The organism is Cupriavidus sp. SK-4 (assembly GCF_000611125.1).
Lineage (GTDB): Bacteria > Pseudomonadota > Gammaproteobacteria > Burkholderiales > Burkholderiaceae > Cupriavidus > Cupriavidus necator.
Window position 1 is genome coordinate 44,684 of sequence record NZ_JFJW01000065.1, and the last position, 18,079, is coordinate 62,762.

Here is an 18,079-nt window from a genome sequence, read left to right on the forward strand (position 1 = left end):
AGGCCGCCGCCCGCAGCGGCGCGGAAGCGGTGGCGGCCAGCGCCCCGGCCTGCCCGCGCGAACGTCCCGAACTCAGGTACCCCGCGATCGATTCCTGCGTGACCTCGCCCAGGTAGGCGCCGTCCGCACCCATCACCGGCAGCCAGCTGGTGTTGTGCTGGTACATGCGCGACAGGACGATGCGCAGGTGCTCGTCGAAGGCCGCGGTGACGGCGAACGGGCGCATCACATCACTGCACTGACCCTTGCCGGATCGCGCATCGCGGCGCGTGACGTAGCCCAGCGCGACCTGGGCGTCGTCCACCACCGGCAGGTGGCGCACGTCGGCATCGTCCATCACGGCCAGCGCCTCGGCCAGCGGCATGTCGGGGCGGCAGCTCGGCGGCATGGTGGCGGCGTCGCCGGCGCGCACCAGCAGCAGGCGCTTGAGCGTGTTGTCATGGCCGACGAAGGCCTGCACGAACTCATCGGCCGGATGCGCCAGCAGCGCGTCGGGGTGGTCGAACTGCACCAGCTTGCCGCGGCGGAACACCGCTACCTTGTCGGCCAGCTTGATGGCTTCGTCGATATCGTGCGAGACCATGATGACGGTCTTGCCGAGCTGGCGCTGCATCTGCAGGAACTCGTTCTGGATGCTCTCGCGGTTGATCGGGTCGACCGCGCCGAAGGGCTCGTCCATCAGCAGCAGCGGCGCATCGGCCGCCAGCGCGCGGATCACGCCGATGCGCTGCTGCTGGCCACCGGAGAGCTCGCGCGGATAGCGCGTGAGCAGCCGGTTGGGGTCGAGCTGCACCATCGCCATCAGCTCGCGCGCGCGCTCGCGGCATTGCTTCTTGTCCCAGCCCAGCAGGCGCGGCACCACCATGATGTTCTCTTCGATGGTCATGTTGGGGAACAGGCCGATCTGCTGGATCACGTAGCCGATCTTGCGGCGCAGGGTCACGCCGTCAAGGCCGCGCGTATCCTCGCCCTCGATACGCACCGTGCCCGAGGTCGGCTCGATCAGCCGGTTGATCATCTTCAGCGTGGTGGTCTTGCCGCAGCCCGAGGGGCCAAGGAAGACGCAGATCTCGCCGCGCGGCACCGTCAGCGACACGGCGTCGACGGCGCGCGTTTCGGTGCCGTCTTTCTGCGGGAAGGACTTGGTGAGTTGGTCGAGTTCGATCATATGCGGATTCCCTTCGGCGTCAGCGCCCGCTGCAGCCACTGCAGGAAGGCGTCCGCCACGATGGCGAGCAGGCTGACCAGGACCGCGCCCACGGCCAGCTTGCTCATGTTGCTCTGGCTGATCGCCTGCAGGATCAGCACCCCAAGGCCACCCGCGCCGATGATGGCGGCAATGGTGGCAACCCCGATATTCATCACCACGGCGGTACGCACGCCGCCGAGGATCACCGGCACCGCCAGCGGCAGGTCCACCAGCCGCATGCGTTGCCAGGTGGTCATGCCGATGCCGCGGCCCGCTTCCTGGATGCCCGGGTCGACATTGGCCAGCGCGGTGTAGGTGTTGCGCATGATCGGCAGCAGCGAGTACAGGAATACCGCCGTCACCGCGGGCACGTAGCCCAGCGCGTGGCCGAAGCGCGCGAAGATCGGGATCATCAGCCCGAACAGCGCGATCGACGGCAGCGTCAGCACGATCGTGGCCAGCGCCAGCAGCGGCGTGGCCAGCGCGCGGAAGCGCGTGATCACGATGCCCAGCGGCACCCCGATCAGGATCGCCAGCCCCACCGCCGAGCCCACCAGCGCCAGGTGCTCGCCGGTCATTTTCAGCAACGTGGGCCAGCTGTGCTGCAGGTAAGAGAACAAGTCCATGCGGCCCTCCTCAGATCAGTCCGTGGCTACGCAGGAAATCCTCCGCGACCTTGTCCACCGGCTGCTGGCCGATGTCCACCTTGTAGTTCATGTCGGTCATGCTCTCGTTGTCGAGCTTGGCCGCCAGCGCGTTGAGCAGGCCCGCCAGCTCCGGGTGCTGGTCCAGCACCGGCTTGCGCACCACCGGCACGGCGTTGTAAGGCGGGAAGAAGTGCAGGTCGTCTTCCAGCAGCACCAGGTCGAAACCCTTGACGCGGCCGTCGGTGGCATAGACCAGGCCCAGCTCGACCTGGTTGTTCTTCAGTGCGGTGTAGACCAGGCCCGGGTCCAGCTGAATCACGTCGCGGCGCGAGAACGGCAGCTTGTACAGCGCCTTGAGCGGCTCCAGGCCGTCCGGGCGCGCAGCGAATTCCATGTCGACCGCGAACGGATGGCCGGTGTCTGGGCCGGCCTTGCGCATCTGCTCGGCAAAGCCCGACAGCGTGGTCACGCCGCTGGCCGCGCGTTGCTTCGGCATCGCCAGCGCATAGGTGTTGTTGATGTTCGAGGCATCGAGCCACACCAGCCCGCGCGCGCCGTCCATCTGCTTGACGCGCTCGTAGCTTTCCCTGGCGCCCAGTTTTTCCTGGACCTTGTTGAACACGATCAGCGCGGTGCCGGTGTAGTCCCACACCACGTCGAGCTGGTTGCTCTCCATCGCCTGGCGCATCAGCGTGCTGCCCAGGCCGGCGGTCAGTTCGGTGGTGAGGCCCTTGGCGCGCAGGTACTTCGAAGTCATCGACGACAGCAGCAGCTGCTCGGTGAAGTTCTTGCCGCCCACGCGGATCGGCGTGGCCTCGGCATGCGCTTCAGGCGCAGTGGCCAGCGCCAGGCCCGCCGCAAAAGCGGTGACGGCAGCCACCACCAGGGCGACGCGCCGGGCACGGCGGCGGATGAATTGCATCTGGTTTTCCATTTCGGTCCCCATGTTCAGCGCGCCAGGCCGCGGCGGCGCAGGTACAGTTGGCCGGCGGCGGCAAAGAGCGCGTCCAGTGCCAGCGCCAGCAGCGCCGTGGCGGCCGCGCCCAGCAGCAGCAGCGGCTGGTTGTTCAGGTAGATGCCCGGGAAGATCAGCTCGCCCAGGCTGTTGGCACCGATCAGGAACGACAGCGGCACCGTGCCCACGTTGATGACCAGGGCGATGCGGATGCCGGCCAGCATCACCGGCAGCGCGTTGGGCAGTTCCACGCGCACCAGGCGCTGCACCGGCGTCATGCCGATGCCACGCGCCGCTTCCAGCAGCGTGGGCGAGACATTGCGCAGGCCTTCGTAGGTGTTGCGCACGATCGGCAGCAGCGAGGCCAGCCACAGCGCCAGGATGGCGGGCCGCTCGCCGATGCCGAGCACGGCCAGGGCCAGCGCCAGCACCGCCAGCGACGGCACGGTATTGCCCACGTTGAAGACCTGCATCAGGCGGTCGGCCCAGCGGCGCATGCACGGGCGGCTCAGCGCGATGCCGGCCGGGACGCCGGTGGCCAGCGCCAGCGCCATGGACAGCACCACCAGGCGCAGGTGGTCGGCCACGTCGTAGAGCAGGCGCTCCTGGTACTGGCGGATCACATCGACGCCGATCCATGCCACCAGTGCAGCCAGCGCGGCCAGCGTCAGTCCTGCCCAGGCGAAGGCCCGTGCCGATTGCTTTGACATACTCTCCCCTTTTCCGAAACCGAAAAGCGCGCAGCACGCCACTTCCCGGCGATGGAAAACAATATGGGCTGGTGCGTGCGGAGATAGGGCGCCACCAGTCCCGGTTCAGATTGCATTGCCGCCATGACCGGCACGATTGCCGGCGGACGGTCTGTGGATTCCTCCGCCGTGGGCGGGAAGTCCGATTGACGGGATGCCGGGTTGGATGGCAGTCCCTGAAGCGGCGCAACCGGCGGCGCAAGCTTGTTGCGATCGGTTGGCCAGTGGCAGCGCAAATATTGAAGTTTTCCGACGCGCCGCCGGTCCATCGGCCGTTGACTGGCAAGGGCTAGCGAGGTTTTTCAACCCCCGCATCTCGCTTCAACGGATGACAAAGAGAGCGCTATTATAGCGATCTTCATCGATCCTGTCATCTTCCCGCATTCTTCCGGTCTTCCTGCGCCGATCTGGCGCGAATTGGCAGCACTGGGACGGCAGTTTCGGCCGTGCATCAATCGGCACATCGCGATCACTCGGATCGTTCTGAATTCGCAGAGGCCGACGTAGCCAATTGGTACGCCAGCAGAACAATCTGTTGCCCGGCGACCCTCTACTCTTTCCGCGCCAAACCACTAAATTGACGAGGTAGCTGAAACGACGGAACCCGGCCTGGCCATTGCCGCCCGGGCCCCGCCCACAGGAGAAAGACATGGACACCCTTGCCACCACCCTCGCCACCGTTCCCGCCGCCACCGCCGAAACCGTGCAACGCTCGCGCGCCGTGGACCGCGTCGTGCGGGGCATCGCCACCTCGGACGGCGCCGGCGTCAAGCTGACCCGCGTGCTGACGCAGAACCTGCAGCGCCGGCTGGACCCGTTCCTGATGCTCGATGCCTTCGGCACCGACAGCAAGGACGACTACATCGGCGGCTTCCCCGATCATCCGCACCGCGGCTTCGAGACCATCACCTACATGCTGGCCGGGCGCATGCGCCATCGCGACAGCGCCGGCAACGAGGGCCTGCTGCAGAACGGCGGCGCGCAGTGGATGGTGGCGGGCGCCGGCGTGGTCCACTCGGAAATGCCCGAGCAGGAAGACGGCCGCATGGAAGGCTTCCAGCTGTGGCTGAACCTGCCGGCCGCGGACAAGATGACCGCGCCGTGGTACCGCGACCTGCCCGCCGCCGAGATCCCGACGGTGGCATTGGACAACGGCGGCACGGTGCGCGTGCTGGCGGGCGCCACGCACGGCGTGGCCGGCGCGATCACGCGCCCGGTGACCGAGCCGGTCTACCTGGACGTGCACCTGCCGGCCGGCCAGACCTTTGCGCAGGCGCTGCCGGCCGGGCACAACGCGTTCGTCTACGTGTACCGGGGCGAGGTCTCGATCGGCAGCGGCGACGACCGCGCCGTGATCGAGGCCCAGCGCATGGGCGTGCTGGACAACGCCGGCCAGTCTGACGGCGTCATCGTCCGGGCCGAGGCCGACGCGCGCTTCCTGCTGATCGCGGGGCAGCCGCTGAACGAGCCGATCGCGCAGTACGGGCCGTTCGTGATGAACACGCAGGAGCAGATCTACCAGACGCTGGCGGATTTCCGCGACGGGCGCTTCGCCACCAGCGCCGCCACCACCAGCGCCTGAGTCCTGCCTGCGAGCGGCCGCCCTGGCCGCCCGCTGCTGCTCCAGTCCAGCCGCTGGCTCCGCAAGGAGCCAGCGGCTTTTTTTCGTGCTGTGGCCGGCACGCGACTTGCAACCACCCCCAAACCATTGCAGGGACTGGAATGACGCCGGAATCGGCCCGCCCGGTCCCCTCTCACTTATATAATCCATCACCAATATCGGGCATCACCAAACCATGATGAATGCTGCAATGCGTCGCGGCGATGCTGCGCCACGCACTGCCGCGCTGTTGACTCATCCCACGTTGCTGCCACCACAACAACCCGAGCCGCCTCAGTGACATCACAACTCCCTCCCAGGCTGGCGCTGGCCCATATCAGCAAGCGCTACCCGGGCGTCGTCGCCAATGACGACGTCAGCCTCAGCGTCGCGCCCGGCGAGATCCATGCCGTGCTGGGTGAAAACGGCGCAGGCAAGTCCACCCTGATGAAGATTATCTTTGGCGCGGTCCGTCCGGATGCAGGCGAGATGCACTTCAACGGGGCGCCGGTCACCATCAACAGCCCGCACGACGCCCGCAACCTGGGTATCGCCATGGTGTTCCAGCATTTCTCGCTGTTCGACACGCTGACCGTGACCGAGAATATCGCGCTCGGCCTGCCCGCCGGACAGCAAGGCAACATGAAACAGCTGGCCGAGCGCATCCGCGCCACCGCCGAGCGCTACGGCCTGCCCCTGGAGCCGAACCGCCATGTGCATACGCTGTCGGTCGGCGAGCGCCAGCGCGTGGAAATCGTGCGCGCGCTGCTGGCCAATCCGCAGTTGCTGATCCTGGACGAACCCACCTCGGTGCTGACCCCGCAGGCAGTGGAAACACTCTTCGTCACGCTGCGCCAGCTGGCCGCCGAAGGCACCAGCATCCTCTACATCAGCCACAAGCTCGACGAGATCCGCGCGCTGTGCCATCAGGCCACCGTGATGCGCATGGGCAAGGTCACCGGCGTATGCGATCCGCGCCAGGAAACCGCGGCGTCGCTGTCGCGGCTGATGATCGGCGGCGAGCCTCCGCGCGAGACGCGCGTGGCTGCCTTTCGCGGCCCGGTGCGGCTGAGCGTGCAGGAGCTGTCGCTGCCGCGCGCGCATGCCTTCGCCACTGAGCTGAACCGGATTTCGCTGGACGTGCACGCGGGCGAGATCGTCGGCATCGCCGGGGTCTCCGGTAACGGCCAGCAGGAACTGCTGGCAGCGCTGTCGGGCGAAGACACGCGCGCGGCCAACGTATCGGTGCAGCTTGGAGGCAAGCTGGTGGGCAAGCGCGATGCACGCCAGCGCCGCCGCGCCGGCCTGGCCTTCGTGCCGGAAGAACGCCTGGGCCGCGGCGCGGTGCCGGGCATGAGCCTGGCCACCAATATCCTGTTGTCGCACCAGACGCGGCCCTACGTGCGGCGGGGCATGATCTCGCCCAAGGCCGCCACCGGCCTGGCCGCGGCGGTGATCAACCGCTTCCGCGTCAAGGCCAGCGGCCCCGAGGCGCTGGCGCGCAGCCTTTCCGGCGGCAACCTGCAGAAATTCATTGTCGGCCGCGAGATCGAAAGCGGCCCGAAGGTACTGATCGTGGCACAACCGACCTGGGGCGTGGACGTGGGCGCCGCGGCGCAGATCCACAACGAGATCCTGGCGCTGAAGGCCACCGGCTGCGCCATCCTGGTGGTGTCGGAAGAGCTCGATGAGCTGTTCGCGATCTGCGACCGGCTGCACGTGATCGCCAAGGGCCGCTTGTCGCCCTCGGTGCCGACCGAGACCGCCACGCGCGAGCAGGTCGGCCTGTGGATGAGCGGACTGTGGCAAGGCGGGCCCGCCCAGGCGACATCCGGCGAGGAGGTGGCAAGCCATGACTGATGTGCGACAACTGCTGCCCCGCTCCCCCCTCTCACTGGCGCCGCGTGGCCTGCCCTCGCGCACCATGGCCTATGCCTCGCCGGTGATCGCACTGGCGCTGACGCTGCTGTTCGGCGCTCTGCTGTTCGTGGTGCTCGGCAAGGATCCCGTGGCCGCGCTCAAGGTCTTCCTGGCCGATCCGCTGCGCGACCAGCGCGCCATCGGCGAGGTGCTGCTCAAGACCGTGCCGCTGGTGCTGTGCGCACTCGGCCTGTCGGTGTGCTACCGCGCCAACGTGTGGAATATCGGCGCCGACGGGCAGCTGATTGCCGGCGGCATCTGCGCCGGCGCCGCCGTGCTTTACTTCGACGTGCCTGGCCAGGCCATGAACGGCACCGTGGTGCTGGTGCTGGCTTCACTCGCCGGCATGATCGGCGGCATGCTGTGGGCCTCGCTCACGGCGGTGCTCAAGGACAGGTTCAACGCCAACGAGATCCTGGTCTCGCTGATGCTCACCTATATCGCGCAGCAACTGCTGCTGTGGGTGGTCAACGGGCCGCTGAAGGATCCCAACGGCATGAACTTCCCGCAGTCGAAGGTGTTCTCGTCCGAGTACCTGCTGCCCAACCTGATGTCGGGCTCGCGCCTGCATGCCGGCTTTGCCGTGATGCTGGTGCTGGTGGCGGTGATGACCGTGTTCGTGTTCCGCAGCTTCGCGGGCTATCGGCTGCAGGTGGGCGGCACCGCGCCGGCGGCGGCGCGCTACGCGGGCTTCTCGGCGCGCAGCGCGCTGTGGAGCGCACTGCTGATCTCGGGCGCCACCGCGGGCCTGGCGGGCGCGTTCGAAGTGACCGGCCCGATCGGCCAGCTGCTGCCGTCGATCTCGCCGGGCTACGGCTTCACCGCCATCATCGTCGCCTTTATCGGCCGGCTGCATCCGGTCGGCACGGTCTTCGGCGGCATCATGATGTCGCTGTTCTATATCGGCGGCGAGATGGCGCAGTCGCGCCTGGGCCTGCCATCGGCCATAGGCTGGGTGTTCCAGGGCATGCTGCTGTTCTTCCTGCTGGCCTGCGACACGCTGATCGAAAACCGCCTGCGCTGGCGCGCCACCACGGCCTGAGCGGAGCTACAGAACAATATGGAACAATTCGCTCCCCTCATCGCCACCGCCATCAACGCGGGCACGCCGCTGCTGCTGGCCGCGCTTGGCCTGCTGATCAACGAACGCTCGGGCGTGCTCAACCTGGGCGCCGAAGGCATGATGCTGGTGGCCGCGGTGGCCGGCTTCATGGTCGGCTACCAGACCCAGTCGCCGCTGCTTGGCTTTGCCGCCGGCGCGCTCGCCGGCATGCTGATGGCCACGCTGTTCTCATGGCTGGCGCTGGTGCTGGCCACCAACCAGGTTGCCACTGGCCTGGCGCTGTCGATCTTCGGCACCGGGCTGTCGGCCTTCATGGGCCAGCGCTTTGTGGGCTTCGCCATGCCGGCGCAGGCCAAGGCCGTGCCCGGCCTGGCCGACCTGCCCTTCGTCGGGCCGGCCTTCTTCCAACATCACTGGATGGTGTATTTCAGCCTGCTGCTGTGCTTTGCCATCATGTGGTTCCTGTTCCGCACGCGCGCGGGGCTGACCTTGCGCGCGATCGGCGAGTCGCCGGAATCGGCGCACGCGCTGGGCTACCCGGTGCGCACCATCCGCTTTGGCGCACTGCTGTTCGGCGGTGCCTGCTGCGGGCTGGCCGGCGCCTACCTGTCGCTGGTGTACACGCCGATGTGGGTCGAGAACCTGGTCGCCGGCCGCGGCTGGATCGCACTGGCACTGACCACCTTTGCCACCTGGCGTCCGGGCCGCGTGCTGGTGGGGGCGTGGCTGTTCGGCGGCGTGACCATCCTGCAGTTCTACCTGCAAGGGATCGGCGTGTCGGTGCCGTCGCAGTTCCTGTCGATGCTGCCGTACGCGGCCACCATCGTGGTGCTGGCGCTGATCTCGCGCAATCCGGCCTGGATCCGGCTGAACATGCCCGCCTCGCTGGGCAAGCCCTTCCGGCCCGGCAATGCCTGAGCCTCGATTTTTTGACGGAAATCCCTGAGCTACCAACAATTCATCACAAGGAGAAATCATGATCGTCACGCGCAGGAAGACCCTGGCGGCCCTGGCCGCCACCGCCGTGCTGGCCCTCGCGGGCTGCGGCAAGAAAGAGGCCGACAAGCCTGCCGAGACGGCAGGCACGGCCCCAGCGCCCGCGGCCGAGCAGAAGGCCGAGCCGCTCAAGGTCGCCTTCGTTTATATCGGACCGGTCGGCGATGCCGGCTGGACCTTCGCGCATGACAACGGCCGCAAGGCCGTGGAAGAGAAGTTCGGCGACAAGGTCAAGACCTCCTTCGTCGAGAACGTGCCCGAATCCGCCGCCGACGCCGAGCGCGTGTTCCGCGACCTGGCCAGCCAGGGCAACAAGCTGATCTTCGGCACCACCTTCGGCTACATGGAGTCGATGCTCAAGGTCGCCAAGGAATTCCCGGACGTGAAGTTCGAGCACGCCACCGGCTTCAAGACCGCCGAGAACCTGGCCCAGTACGACGTGCGCACCTATGAGGGCGCCTACCTGGCGGGCGTGGTCGCCGGCAAGATGAGCAAGACCGGCAAGATGGGCGTGGTGGCATCGGTGCCCATCCCCGAGGTGATCCGCAATATCGACTCGTTCACGCTGGGCGCGCGCAGCGTCAACCCCAAGGCCACGGTCAAGGTGGTGTGGGTCAACAAGTGGTTCGATCCGGGCAAGGAGCGCGAAGCCGCCACCACGCTGATCGGCCAGGGCGTCGACATGCTGATGCAGAACACTGACTCCGCCGCCGTGGTGCAGACCGCGCAGGAAAAGGGCGTGCACGCCTTCGGCTGGGACAGCGACATGAGCAAGTTCGGCGACAAGGCCCACCTGGCCGCGTCGGTGATCTCGTGGGGCGTCTACTACAACAAGGTGGTGGAAGACGTGCTGAACAAGCAGTGGAAGAACAGCACCACGTGGTGGGGCCTGAAGGAAGGCATGATCGACCTGAAGGGCTTCAACGCCGACGTGCCGGCTGACGTCAAGGCGCTGGTCGAAGAGCGCAAGAAGGGCATCGCCGACGGCAGCGCACCGATCTGGAAGGGTCCGATCAAGGACAACACCGGCAAGGAACAGCTGGCCAAGGACCAGGTGGCCGACGACGGCTTCCTGCATGGCGTGAAGTTCTACGTCGAAGGCGTGGAAGGCAAGATCCCGGGCTGATGGTGCACCAGAGCCGCCTGAGCTTGCCAAAGCAAGGTGTTCTCCCTCTCCCCTCAGCGGGAGAGGGTCGGGGAGAGGGGTGGTTTGGCTAGGAGCCACACCAAGCGAAGCCAACGGTGTTCACCCACCGCCCTCAGCCTTTGACCCTCCTGCCCTCTCCCCCGCCCCCGCCCCTCTCCCGCAAGCGGGAGAGGGGAGCAAACCGCCAGCCTTGGCTATCCCCAAGGCATCCCCCTGCACCTCCGGAACTTGAAGCCGCCGATAACGGCCCAAGCTATCTGTGCATGCGCCAGTGACCGGCGCCCGCAATGTGAAGGAGGCCTCTCATGTGGAAGCGATTTTCGGCCCTGTGGACGCTGGTTCGCCGCGACGGCCGCCTGTTCTGGTACGCGCTGCGCCATCCGGACGCGCCGCCCTGGCTCAAGCCCGCCGCCATCGGGCTGCTGCTCTACGCAATCTCGCCGATCGACCTGATCCCCGACGTGGTCGCGGGCCTGGGCATTGTCGATGACGTGGTGCTGATTCCGCTGGCGGTGCACCTGATCCTGAAGCGCCTGCCGCCGCATATCCTGCGCCAGGCGCAGACGCGCGCCACCGCCACCACGGTCCGGCCGCACTGACGGCATCGCTCAAAGCAAAAGCCCCGGGGCAGCGCCTGCCGCCCCGGGGCTTTTGCTTGCCTGCCTGGCTGTTGCTCAGTTCGGCAGCAGGATGGTCGAGCCCGTGGTCTTGCGCGATTCCAGGTCGCGATGCGCCTGCGCCACCTCAGACAGCGCGTAGCGCTGGCGGATGTCGATCTTCACCTTGCCGGTGGCCACGGCGTCGAACAGGTCGGCCACCATCGGCTCCAGCAGTTCGCGGTGCACCACGTAGGTCATCAGCGTCGGCCGCGTCAGCCGCAGCGAGCCCTTGTTGCCCAGCACCGACAGGTCGAACGGCGGCACCGGGCCCGAGGCGTTGCCGAAGCTGACCATGGTGCCGCGCGGCGCCAGGCAGTCGAGCGAGCCCTGGAAGGTGTCCTTGCCGATCGAGTCATAGACCGCCGGCACACCCTTGCCGTTGGTGATCTCCCTGACCCGCTCCACGAACGACTCACGCGTGTAGACGATGGTGTGGGCGCAGCCGTTGGCGCGCGCCAGTTCGGCCTTCTCGTCGCTGCCGACGGTGCCGATCACGGTCACGCCGAGCGCCTTGAGCCACTGACTCGCAATCAGGCCGACGCCGCCGGCGGCGGCATGCAGCAGCACCGTGTCGCCCGGCTGCACCTTGTAGCTGTCGCGGATCAGGTACTGCGCCGTCAGGCCCTGCAGCATCATCGCCGCGGCGGTGTCGAACGGGATCGCATCGGGCAGCCGCACCACGATATCGGCCGGCATCACCCGCACCTGCGCGTAGGCGCCGGTGGGTCGGCCGGCGTAGGCCACGCGGTCGCCCACGGCGACGTGGCGCACGTCCTCGCCCACCGCTTCGACCACGCCGGCGCCTTCCATGCCCAGCCCGCCCGGCAGCGGCTGCTTGTACAGCCCGGTGCGGAAATAGACATCGATGTAGTTCAGGCCCACCGCCTCATGGCGCACGCGCACCTGGCCGGGGCCGGGCTCGCCCACTTCGACATCGACCCACTGCATGACTTCGGGACCGCCGGTCTGCTCGATCCGGATGGCTTTGCTCATCTGTGTCGCTCCTTCGCTATGGTGTTGTATCGATGGGAATTCAGTTGCCGGCTTCAGCCTCGCGCGTCAGCCCGGCGATCAACAGCTCGGCAGTGGCCACGTTGGTGGCGCAGGGCACGTTGTGCACGTCGCAGGCGCGCACCAGCGCGTTGATATCGGGTTCATGCGGCTGCGGCGTCATCGGGTCGCGCAGGAACACCACGGCGCGCACCAGGCCTTCCGCCAGCTGCGCGCCGATCTGCAGGTCACCGCCCCACGGCCCCGACAGCATCCGCGTCACCTCCAGCCCGACCTCGTCGATCAGGCGCCCGCCAGTGGTGCCGGTGGCCAGCAGCTCACACTGCGAGAGGAAGGCGCGGTGGCGCGTGGCGAAGGCGACGATATCGTCCTTCTTGTGGTCATGGGCGATCAGCGCGATGCGGGGGCGAGTCATCAGGGGTTCCTTGTTGCGGGGGTCGGTGAACGTCAGGAAACAAGTGAAAGCAGCGGAATCAGAAGGTGCCCGGATAGGCGCCGCCGTCGAGCAGGATGTTCTGCCCGGTGATGAAGCCGGCATGGCGGCTGCACAGGAAGGCGCAGGTGGCACCGAACTCGGCCGGCTCGCCGAAGCGGCGCGACGGGTTCGCCGCGGCGCGGCGCTGCGCCACCTCATCGACGCTCAGGCCGGCCTTCTTGGCGCCGCCTTCCAGGGTCTTGAGCAGGCGGTCAGTGTTGAACGGGCCCGGCAGCAGGTTGTTGATGGTCACGCCGTGCTGCGCCACTTCGCGCGCCACGCCCGCGACAAAGCCGGTCAGGCCCGAGCGCGCGCCATTGGACAGGCCCAGCACATCGATCGGCGCCTTGACCGCGCCGCTGGTGATATTGATGATGCGGCCCCACTTGCGCGCGATCATGCCGTCGACGGTGGCCTTGATCAGCTCGATCGGGGTCAGCATGTTGGCGTCCAGCGCGGCCAGCCAGTCGCTGCGCTCCCAGTCGCGGAAGTTGCCCGGCGGCGGACCGCCGGCGTTGTTGACCAGGATGTCGAGATCGCCCAGCTTGGCCACCGCGTCCAGCGCCGCCTTGCGGCCTTCGGGCGTGGTGATGTCGGTCGCCACCGCGACCACGCGGCGGCCATGGCGCGCGCGCAGGCCGGCAGCGGCCTTCTCCAGCGCCTCGGCGCCGCGCGCCACGATCACCACGTCAACGCCCTCGGCCGCCAGCGCGTCGGCGCAGGCAAAGCCCAGGCCCTTGCTGGCGCCGCATACCAGCGCATGCTTGCCGCGCAGTCCCAGATCCATGTCTTTCTCCTTTGTCTGTTGTCTTTGGAAGGCCAGCTCCGGGGCCGGCCCGGAATCACGTCTTTCTTGCCGACAGCAAATACATGCCGCCCATCACCAGCGCACTGCCGGCCAGCTGCACGCCGCTGACGGGCTCGCCCAGCAGCCAGAAGGCCAGGAACAGCGTCGACACCGGGCCGATCATGCCCGCCTGCGACGCCATCGGCGCGCCGATGCGCGCCACCGCCACCATGGTCAGCGACACCGGCAGCACGGTGCAGAACACCGCATTGATGAGTGACAGCCACATCACCGGCGCCGGCTGCGCCAGTTCCGCCACCGGCCGGCCCAGCACCAGGTACTGGATCACGCAACAGGCGGTCGAGACGCACATCGCATACGCCACCAGCCGCAGCGAGCCGATGCGCCGCACCAGCTCGCCGCTCAGGATCAGGTAGATACCATAGGTCAAGGCGCTGCCCAGCACCAGCGCGCCGCCGAGCCACACCTGGCTGCCGCTGACGTCCAGGTCATGCGCGAATACCAGCACGATGCCGGCGTAGGCCAGCAGCAGCGACAGCCACTGGCGCATGGCGATCGGCCGGCGGAACACCAGCGCGGTGGCCAGCAGCACGAACGACGGCGTCAGGAACAGGATCAGCCGCTCCAGCCCGGCGGTGATGTATTGCAGGCCGATGAAATCGAGGAAGCTCGACAGGTAGTAGCCGATAAAGCCGAGAAACACCACGCGGCCGCGATCCGCCCACGACAGGGGCGCCAGCCGGCGCGACTGCCACCAGCCGATCGCCATGAACAGCGGCACCGCGAACAGCATGCGCAGCGTGATCACCATCACCGCATCGACGTTGTAGCGGTACATCAGCTTGGCAACGATCGCCTTGGCGGAGAACAGCACCGCGCCGACGGCGGCGATGACAAGGCCCGAGCGCTGCGGCGATGGCAGCGCGGCAGGTGCGGCGAGAGACTTCTGGGAGGCGGGCACGGGGAATACAGGGGGAAAGCGGGCGGGCACGTAGGCCCCGCGAAACGACCCGACGATTGTATTCGAAAAGACGCAATGGCATTGGGCATCACCTCGGCGGCGCCGGCCACCTTCCCGGCGCCCTTCCTCGGTATACTCTGGGTCACCTTACCCACTACACCAGGTTCGTGGCCCAACCCTCCGACACGCCTTCCGGCAAGACCGCCGCCGACTACGATTTCACCGAGCAGGTGGGCCACCTGCTGCGGCGCGCCTACCAGCGCCATGTGGCGATCTTCCAGCAGACCATCCCGGATTCGCAGCTGACCGCGGCGCAGTTCGTGGTGCTGTGCGCGGTCAGGGACCGCCAGCCGTGTTCGATGAACGAGGTGGTGCGCGCCACCGCCATCGACCAGGCCACGGTGCGGGGCATTATCGACCGGCTGAAGTCGCGCGAGCTGATTGCGGTGTCGCACGATCCCAATGACCGGCGCAAGGTGGTGGTAACGGTCACGCCCGCCGGGCTGGCACTGATCGATGAGACCGTGCCGTTTGCGAAGGAGATCTCGGAGCAGACCTTCGGCGGCCTGAACCCGGCCGAGCGCGTGGCGGTGACCTACCTGCTGCGCAAGATGAGTGAGATCGACGAGGGGAATGGGGGATAGCGCACGCCTGCTGACGCTGGCGGTTTGCTCCCCTCTCCCGCTTGCGGGAGAGGGGCAGGGGGGGAGGGCAGGCGCGGGCATACCACAGGCTGTGCTTCGTTGATGCTCCCCCCCTCCCCCCCACCCCCCCCCCCCCCCCCCGGGGGGGGGGGGGAGAGGGAGCAAACAATCAGCCTTTCAGCGCCGCCAGCACCGTCTCAGGGACGAACGGCGGCCGGCGCAGCCGCACCCCCAGCGCATCGAACAAGGCATTGGCAATCGCCGGCGCACCCGGCAGCGAGGCCGATTCGCCCGCGCCCAGCGGCGGCTCCGACTGCCGCGGCATCAGCACCACTTCAATCGGCGGGATTTCCGGGAAGGTCAGCAGCGGATAGCTGCCCCATTCGCGGCTGGCGACCCCATCCGCATCGAAGCGCACCTGCTCCTTCAGCACCCGGCTGAGCGTCTGCACCACGTTGCCGTGGATCTGGTGGCGCACGCCGTCGGGGTTGACCATCATGCCGTTGTCCTGCCCGACCACCACCTTTTCGATGGTGATGCGGCCGCTGCCGGCATCCACCGCCAGGTCCACCACCCAGGCCGACCAGGCTGCGCCGAAGCCCGGGAAACGGCTGTGGATATAGCGGGCATAGGCCACGCCCCGGCCGCGCAGCCGGCCTTCGGCATCCGCGATGCCGCGCGATCCGGCCGCGCCCCGCTGCCAGCCAGCCGCTTCGGCTACGGCACGCAGCAAGGCCGCGGCACGTTCATCCGGCAGGTGCCGCAGCCGGAAATCCACGGGATCGGCACCCGCCTGCGCGGCCAGTTCATCGATCACGCACTCATGCGCAAACGCATTGGGCAGCGCCGATACGCCACGCAGCCAGGACGCGCGCACGATCGCGGGCGTATCGTCGCAACCGATGCGGCGCGCGCCATATGCGTATGGCGGCACGGCGGTGCGATCACCCATCTCCAGCGTGCGCGGCGCGTTGGGCACGGCACCGGTCAGCACAAGCGCCAGCGTGGGCGCATCGTTGGACGGATAGCGGCTGGTGAAGTCGTAGCCGAGCAGCGCGCCGTCCGGTCCCAGCGTGGCGCTGACGTCCATCAGCTGGGCCGCGCCCTTGGGCTCCCACAGGTGTTCCTGTTCGCGCGAGAGCTGCACGCGCACGGGCCGCCCGACGGCACGCGACAGCAGTGCCGCGTCGGCGCAAACATCGTCGGCGCAGTTGCGCCCGTAGCAGCCGGCGGCCTCCATGCGCACGATCTCGATGCGGTCTTCACCGAGCCCGCACAGCTTCGCCAGGTCGATGCGCAGCACATGCGGGTTCTGCGTGCCGGACCAGACCGTCAGGCCATCGTCATGCCAGTCGGCCACGGCGCATGACGGGCCGATCGAGCCATGCATCTGGTACGGCCAGACGAAGCGCCGCTGCAAGACCGTGCCGGCGCCGCTTGCCGGCGGCTCACCGTCGGACAGCAACTCGCGCCGCGTGGCCGGGTTGGCGCGCAGCGCGGGCTCGGGATCGTCCAGCGCGGGCAGCGGCGGCACCGGCTTCCAGCGCACGCGCAGCCGGCGCGCGGCCTGCACCGCGTATTCCTCGCGCTCGGCTATCACGCCGACAAAGTCGCCCTGCACCACCACATCGACCAGGCCGGGTATATCGCGCACGGAGTCGCGGTCGACTTCCAGCACGCTGTTGCCGACAAAGCCGCCGCTGTCGCGCCCCGCATACGGCGGTCGCACCACGCGGCCATGCAGCATGCCGGGCACGCGCACGTCGTGGACAAAGGTCAGCGCGCCGCGCGCCTTGCCGGGAATATCGACGCGGCACGCGGCGCGGCCGACGATGCGGTAGGACTCGACCGGCTTGGTGAGTATGTCGTCGGCCAGCGGCAGTTCCAGGTGCTCGCCGGCAAGCAGCGCGCCATAGCCGATGCTGGCCTGCGTGCCGCGATCGCGGAATACGCCGTCCTCTGCCTCAAGCCCGCCGGCCTCCACGCCGAGTTGCTGCGCGGCACGCGCCTGCAGCCAAGCACGGGCCTGGGCGGCGGCGCGGCGCAACGGCAGCGCCGAAATCTGGATCGAGGCGCTGGCAATGGTGGGACCCTGGTTGGGGGTGGCTTCGGTATGGCCAAGCACCATGCGTACGCGTTCAAGCGGCACGTCGAGTTCTTCGGCCACGATCTGCGCCAGCGCCGTGCGGATGCCGGTGCCCAGGTCGACGTGGCCGTTGAAGGCCAGCACCTCGCCGCTGTCGCGCACGGCAATGAAGATATCCGGCAGCGCCGGCACGTAGTCCGAAGCCGCGCCGGGCTGGCCTGGCGCGGGCCGCGGCGCCGCCTGCGGGGCGCGCGTCACCAGCAGCACGCCAGTGGCCTGCATCAGCGCCAGCCGCAGCGTGCGCGGCGTGTCGGCGTCGGTCTGTGCCGGGGGTTGCAGGTTGGTTGCCGTCATCGTTCTGCCATCTCCTTCACCGGCTGCGCCCCGGGGCGCCCGTTATACTGCAAGCCAACAGTGGAATAGCCCAAGCATCGACCATGACGATCACGACCGCGCCCAAGCCAACCGCAAAGCGGGCGCCCGCCGGCACGCGGGCCAGGCAAGCGCAGGACAGCCGCGACCGCATCCTGAGGGCGGCCATCAAGGTCTTCGCCCAGCGCGGCTACGACGGGGGCCGCATCGAACGCATCTCGTCGCTGGCCAAGACCTACGACCGGATGATCTACTACTACTTCGGCAGCAAGGAAAAGCTGTTTGTCGAAGTACTGGAGACCATCTACCTGCAGCTCAATGAAGCCGAGCAGCAGCTGGAACATGAGCTCGACGCCGCCGACCCCGTGCGCGCGCTGTCGCAGCTGATCGACTTCGTCTGGCAGTACTACCTCGACCATCCGGAGTTCGTCGCCATCCTGACCAGCGAGAACATGAGCCAGGGCAAGCACGCGAAGAAGTCGGTGCGGCTGCGCGAGATCTCCAGCTACGCGCTGTCGGTGCTCGACGGCATCCTCGCGCGCGGCAAGGTCGCGGGGCTGTTCCGGCCCGACGCGGGCGCGCGCGATGTCTATATGGTGATCGCTTCGCTTGGCTACTTCTACAACTCCAACCATCATACGCTCAGCGCCTTCCTGGGCGAACCCATGATGAGCCCGCCCGCGCTGGCGCACTGGCGCGATGTGATCCAGCAGACGGTGCTGCGCGCCGTGGCCGTGCCCGGCGCGGTGCCGGATGCGAATGTGGCGCCGCCGGCCGCGCCGCGCAAGGCGGCCCGC

17 protein-coding genes are annotated in these 18,079 nt (G+C 68.0%); 8 read left to right on the top strand and 9 right to left on the bottom strand.

The window, feature by feature from the left end:
* From CF68_RS13670 to CF68_RS13685, 4 genes are all read right to left on the bottom strand, one after another.
* A partial coding sequence (locus CF68_RS13670) for a betaine/proline/choline family ABC transporter ATP-binding protein (RefSeq protein WP_035819640.1) occupies positions 1–1,168 on the bottom strand: 1,168 nt, incomplete at its 3' end.
* A complete protein-coding gene (locus CF68_RS13675) occupies positions 1,165–1,815 on the bottom strand; it encodes an ABC transporter permease (protein WP_035819603.1) in 651 nt (216 codons plus the stop codon). The genes CF68_RS13675 and CF68_RS13670, both read right to left, overlap by 4 nt.
* 10 nt (positions 1,816–1,825) lie before the next feature.
* Positions 1,826–2,758, bottom strand: a complete 933-nt coding sequence (locus tag CF68_RS13680; protein WP_235205765.1) for a glycine betaine ABC transporter substrate-binding protein — start codon at positions 2,756–2,758, stop codon at positions 1,826–1,828.
* Positions 2,759–2,784: 26 nt separating this feature from the next.
* Positions 2,785–3,501 (bottom strand): ABC transporter permease, encoded by a 717-nt coding sequence (locus tag CF68_RS13685; protein ID WP_035819607.1) that lies wholly within the window; start codon positions 3,499–3,501, stop codon positions 2,785–2,787.
* 688 nt (positions 3,502–4,189) lie between these two features.
* Here CF68_RS13685 and CF68_RS13690 point away from each other — a divergent pair.
* The 6 genes from CF68_RS13690 to CF68_RS13715 all read left to right on the top strand — a co-directional run bounded on the left by CF68_RS13690 (position 4,190) and on the right by CF68_RS13715 (position 10,865).
* A complete protein-coding gene (locus tag CF68_RS13690) occupies positions 4,190–5,122 on the top strand; it encodes a pirin family protein (protein ID WP_035819609.1) in 933 nt (310 codons plus the stop codon).
* Positions 5,123–5,437: 315 nt separating this feature from the next.
* On the top strand, positions 5,438–7,000 hold the full coding sequence (locus tag CF68_RS13695; RefSeq protein ID WP_035819611.1) for an ABC transporter ATP-binding protein: 1,563 nt from the start codon (positions 5,438–5,440) through the stop codon (positions 6,998–7,000).
* Positions 6,993–8,102 (top strand): ABC transporter permease, encoded by a 1,110-nt coding sequence (locus tag CF68_RS13700; protein WP_035819613.1) that lies wholly within the window; start codon positions 6,993–6,995, stop codon positions 8,100–8,102. The genes CF68_RS13695 and CF68_RS13700 overlap by 8 nt, the downstream gene beginning before the upstream one ends.
* Before the next feature lie 18 nt (positions 8,103–8,120).
* Positions 8,121–9,041 carry an ABC transporter permease gene (locus tag CF68_RS13705; RefSeq protein ID WP_035819615.1) on the top strand — a complete coding sequence of 307 codons (921 nt, stop codon included), beginning with the start codon at positions 8,121–8,123 and terminating at the stop codon, positions 9,039–9,041.
* Positions 9,042–9,099: 58 nt separating this feature from the next.
* Positions 9,100–10,245, top strand: coding sequence for a BMP family ABC transporter substrate-binding protein (locus tag CF68_RS13710; protein ID WP_035819616.1), 1,146 nt, complete (start codon positions 9,100–9,102; stop codon positions 10,243–10,245).
* 326 nt (positions 10,246–10,571) lie between these two features.
* Positions 10,572–10,865: a YkvA family protein gene (locus CF68_RS13715; RefSeq protein WP_011614800.1), complete on the top strand. Its 294-nt coding sequence runs from the start codon at positions 10,572–10,574 to the stop codon at positions 10,863–10,865.
* A gap of 75 nt (positions 10,866–10,940) precedes the next feature.
* On the opposite strand, the gene CF68_RS13720 is transcribed toward CF68_RS13715, so the two are convergent.
* From CF68_RS13720 to CF68_RS13735, 4 genes are read right to left on the bottom strand one after another with little or no spacing between them, the layout of a single operon-like run.
* The gene (locus CF68_RS13720; RefSeq protein WP_035819617.1) at positions 10,941–11,918 is read right to left on the bottom strand and encodes a quinone oxidoreductase; all 978 of its coding nucleotides are present in this window, start codon (positions 11,916–11,918) and stop codon (positions 10,941–10,943) included.
* Between the two features lie 40 nt (positions 11,919–11,958).
* On the bottom strand, positions 11,959–12,351 hold the full coding sequence (locus tag CF68_RS13725; RefSeq protein WP_013955917.1) for a methylglyoxal synthase: 393 nt from the start codon (positions 12,349–12,351) through the stop codon (positions 11,959–11,961).
* 58 nt (positions 12,352–12,409) lie between these two features.
* Positions 12,410–13,198, bottom strand: a complete 789-nt coding sequence (locus tag CF68_RS13730; RefSeq protein ID WP_035819618.1) for an SDR family oxidoreductase — start codon at positions 13,196–13,198, stop codon at positions 12,410–12,412.
* A 55-nt stretch (positions 13,199–13,253) separates the two neighbouring features.
* The gene (locus CF68_RS13735) at positions 13,254–14,141 is read right to left on the bottom strand and encodes a DMT family transporter (RefSeq protein WP_035819642.1); all 888 of its coding nucleotides are present in this window, start codon (positions 14,139–14,141) and stop codon (positions 13,254–13,256) included.
* 206 nt (positions 14,142–14,347) lie between these two features.
* On the opposite strand from CF68_RS13735, the gene CF68_RS13740 reads away from it, so the two are divergent.
* Entirely contained in the window at positions 14,348–14,824 is a 477-nt protein-coding gene (locus tag CF68_RS13740; protein ID WP_035819622.1) for a MarR family winged helix-turn-helix transcriptional regulator, read from the top strand.
* A gap of 169 nt (positions 14,825–14,993) precedes the next feature.
* Here CF68_RS13740 and CF68_RS13745 read toward each other — a convergent pair whose 3' ends face one another.
* Positions 14,994–17,264 carry a molybdopterin cofactor-binding domain-containing protein gene (locus CF68_RS13745; protein WP_035819624.1) on the bottom strand — a complete coding sequence of 757 codons (2,271 nt, stop codon included), beginning with the start codon at positions 17,262–17,264 and terminating at the stop codon, positions 14,994–14,996.
* Between the two features lie 83 nt (positions 17,265–17,347).
* Between CF68_RS13745 and CF68_RS13750 the strand changes: the two genes are divergently transcribed.
* A partial coding sequence (locus CF68_RS13750) for a TetR/AcrR family transcriptional regulator (RefSeq protein ID WP_035819626.1) occupies positions 17,348–18,079 on the top strand: 732 nt, incomplete at its 3' end.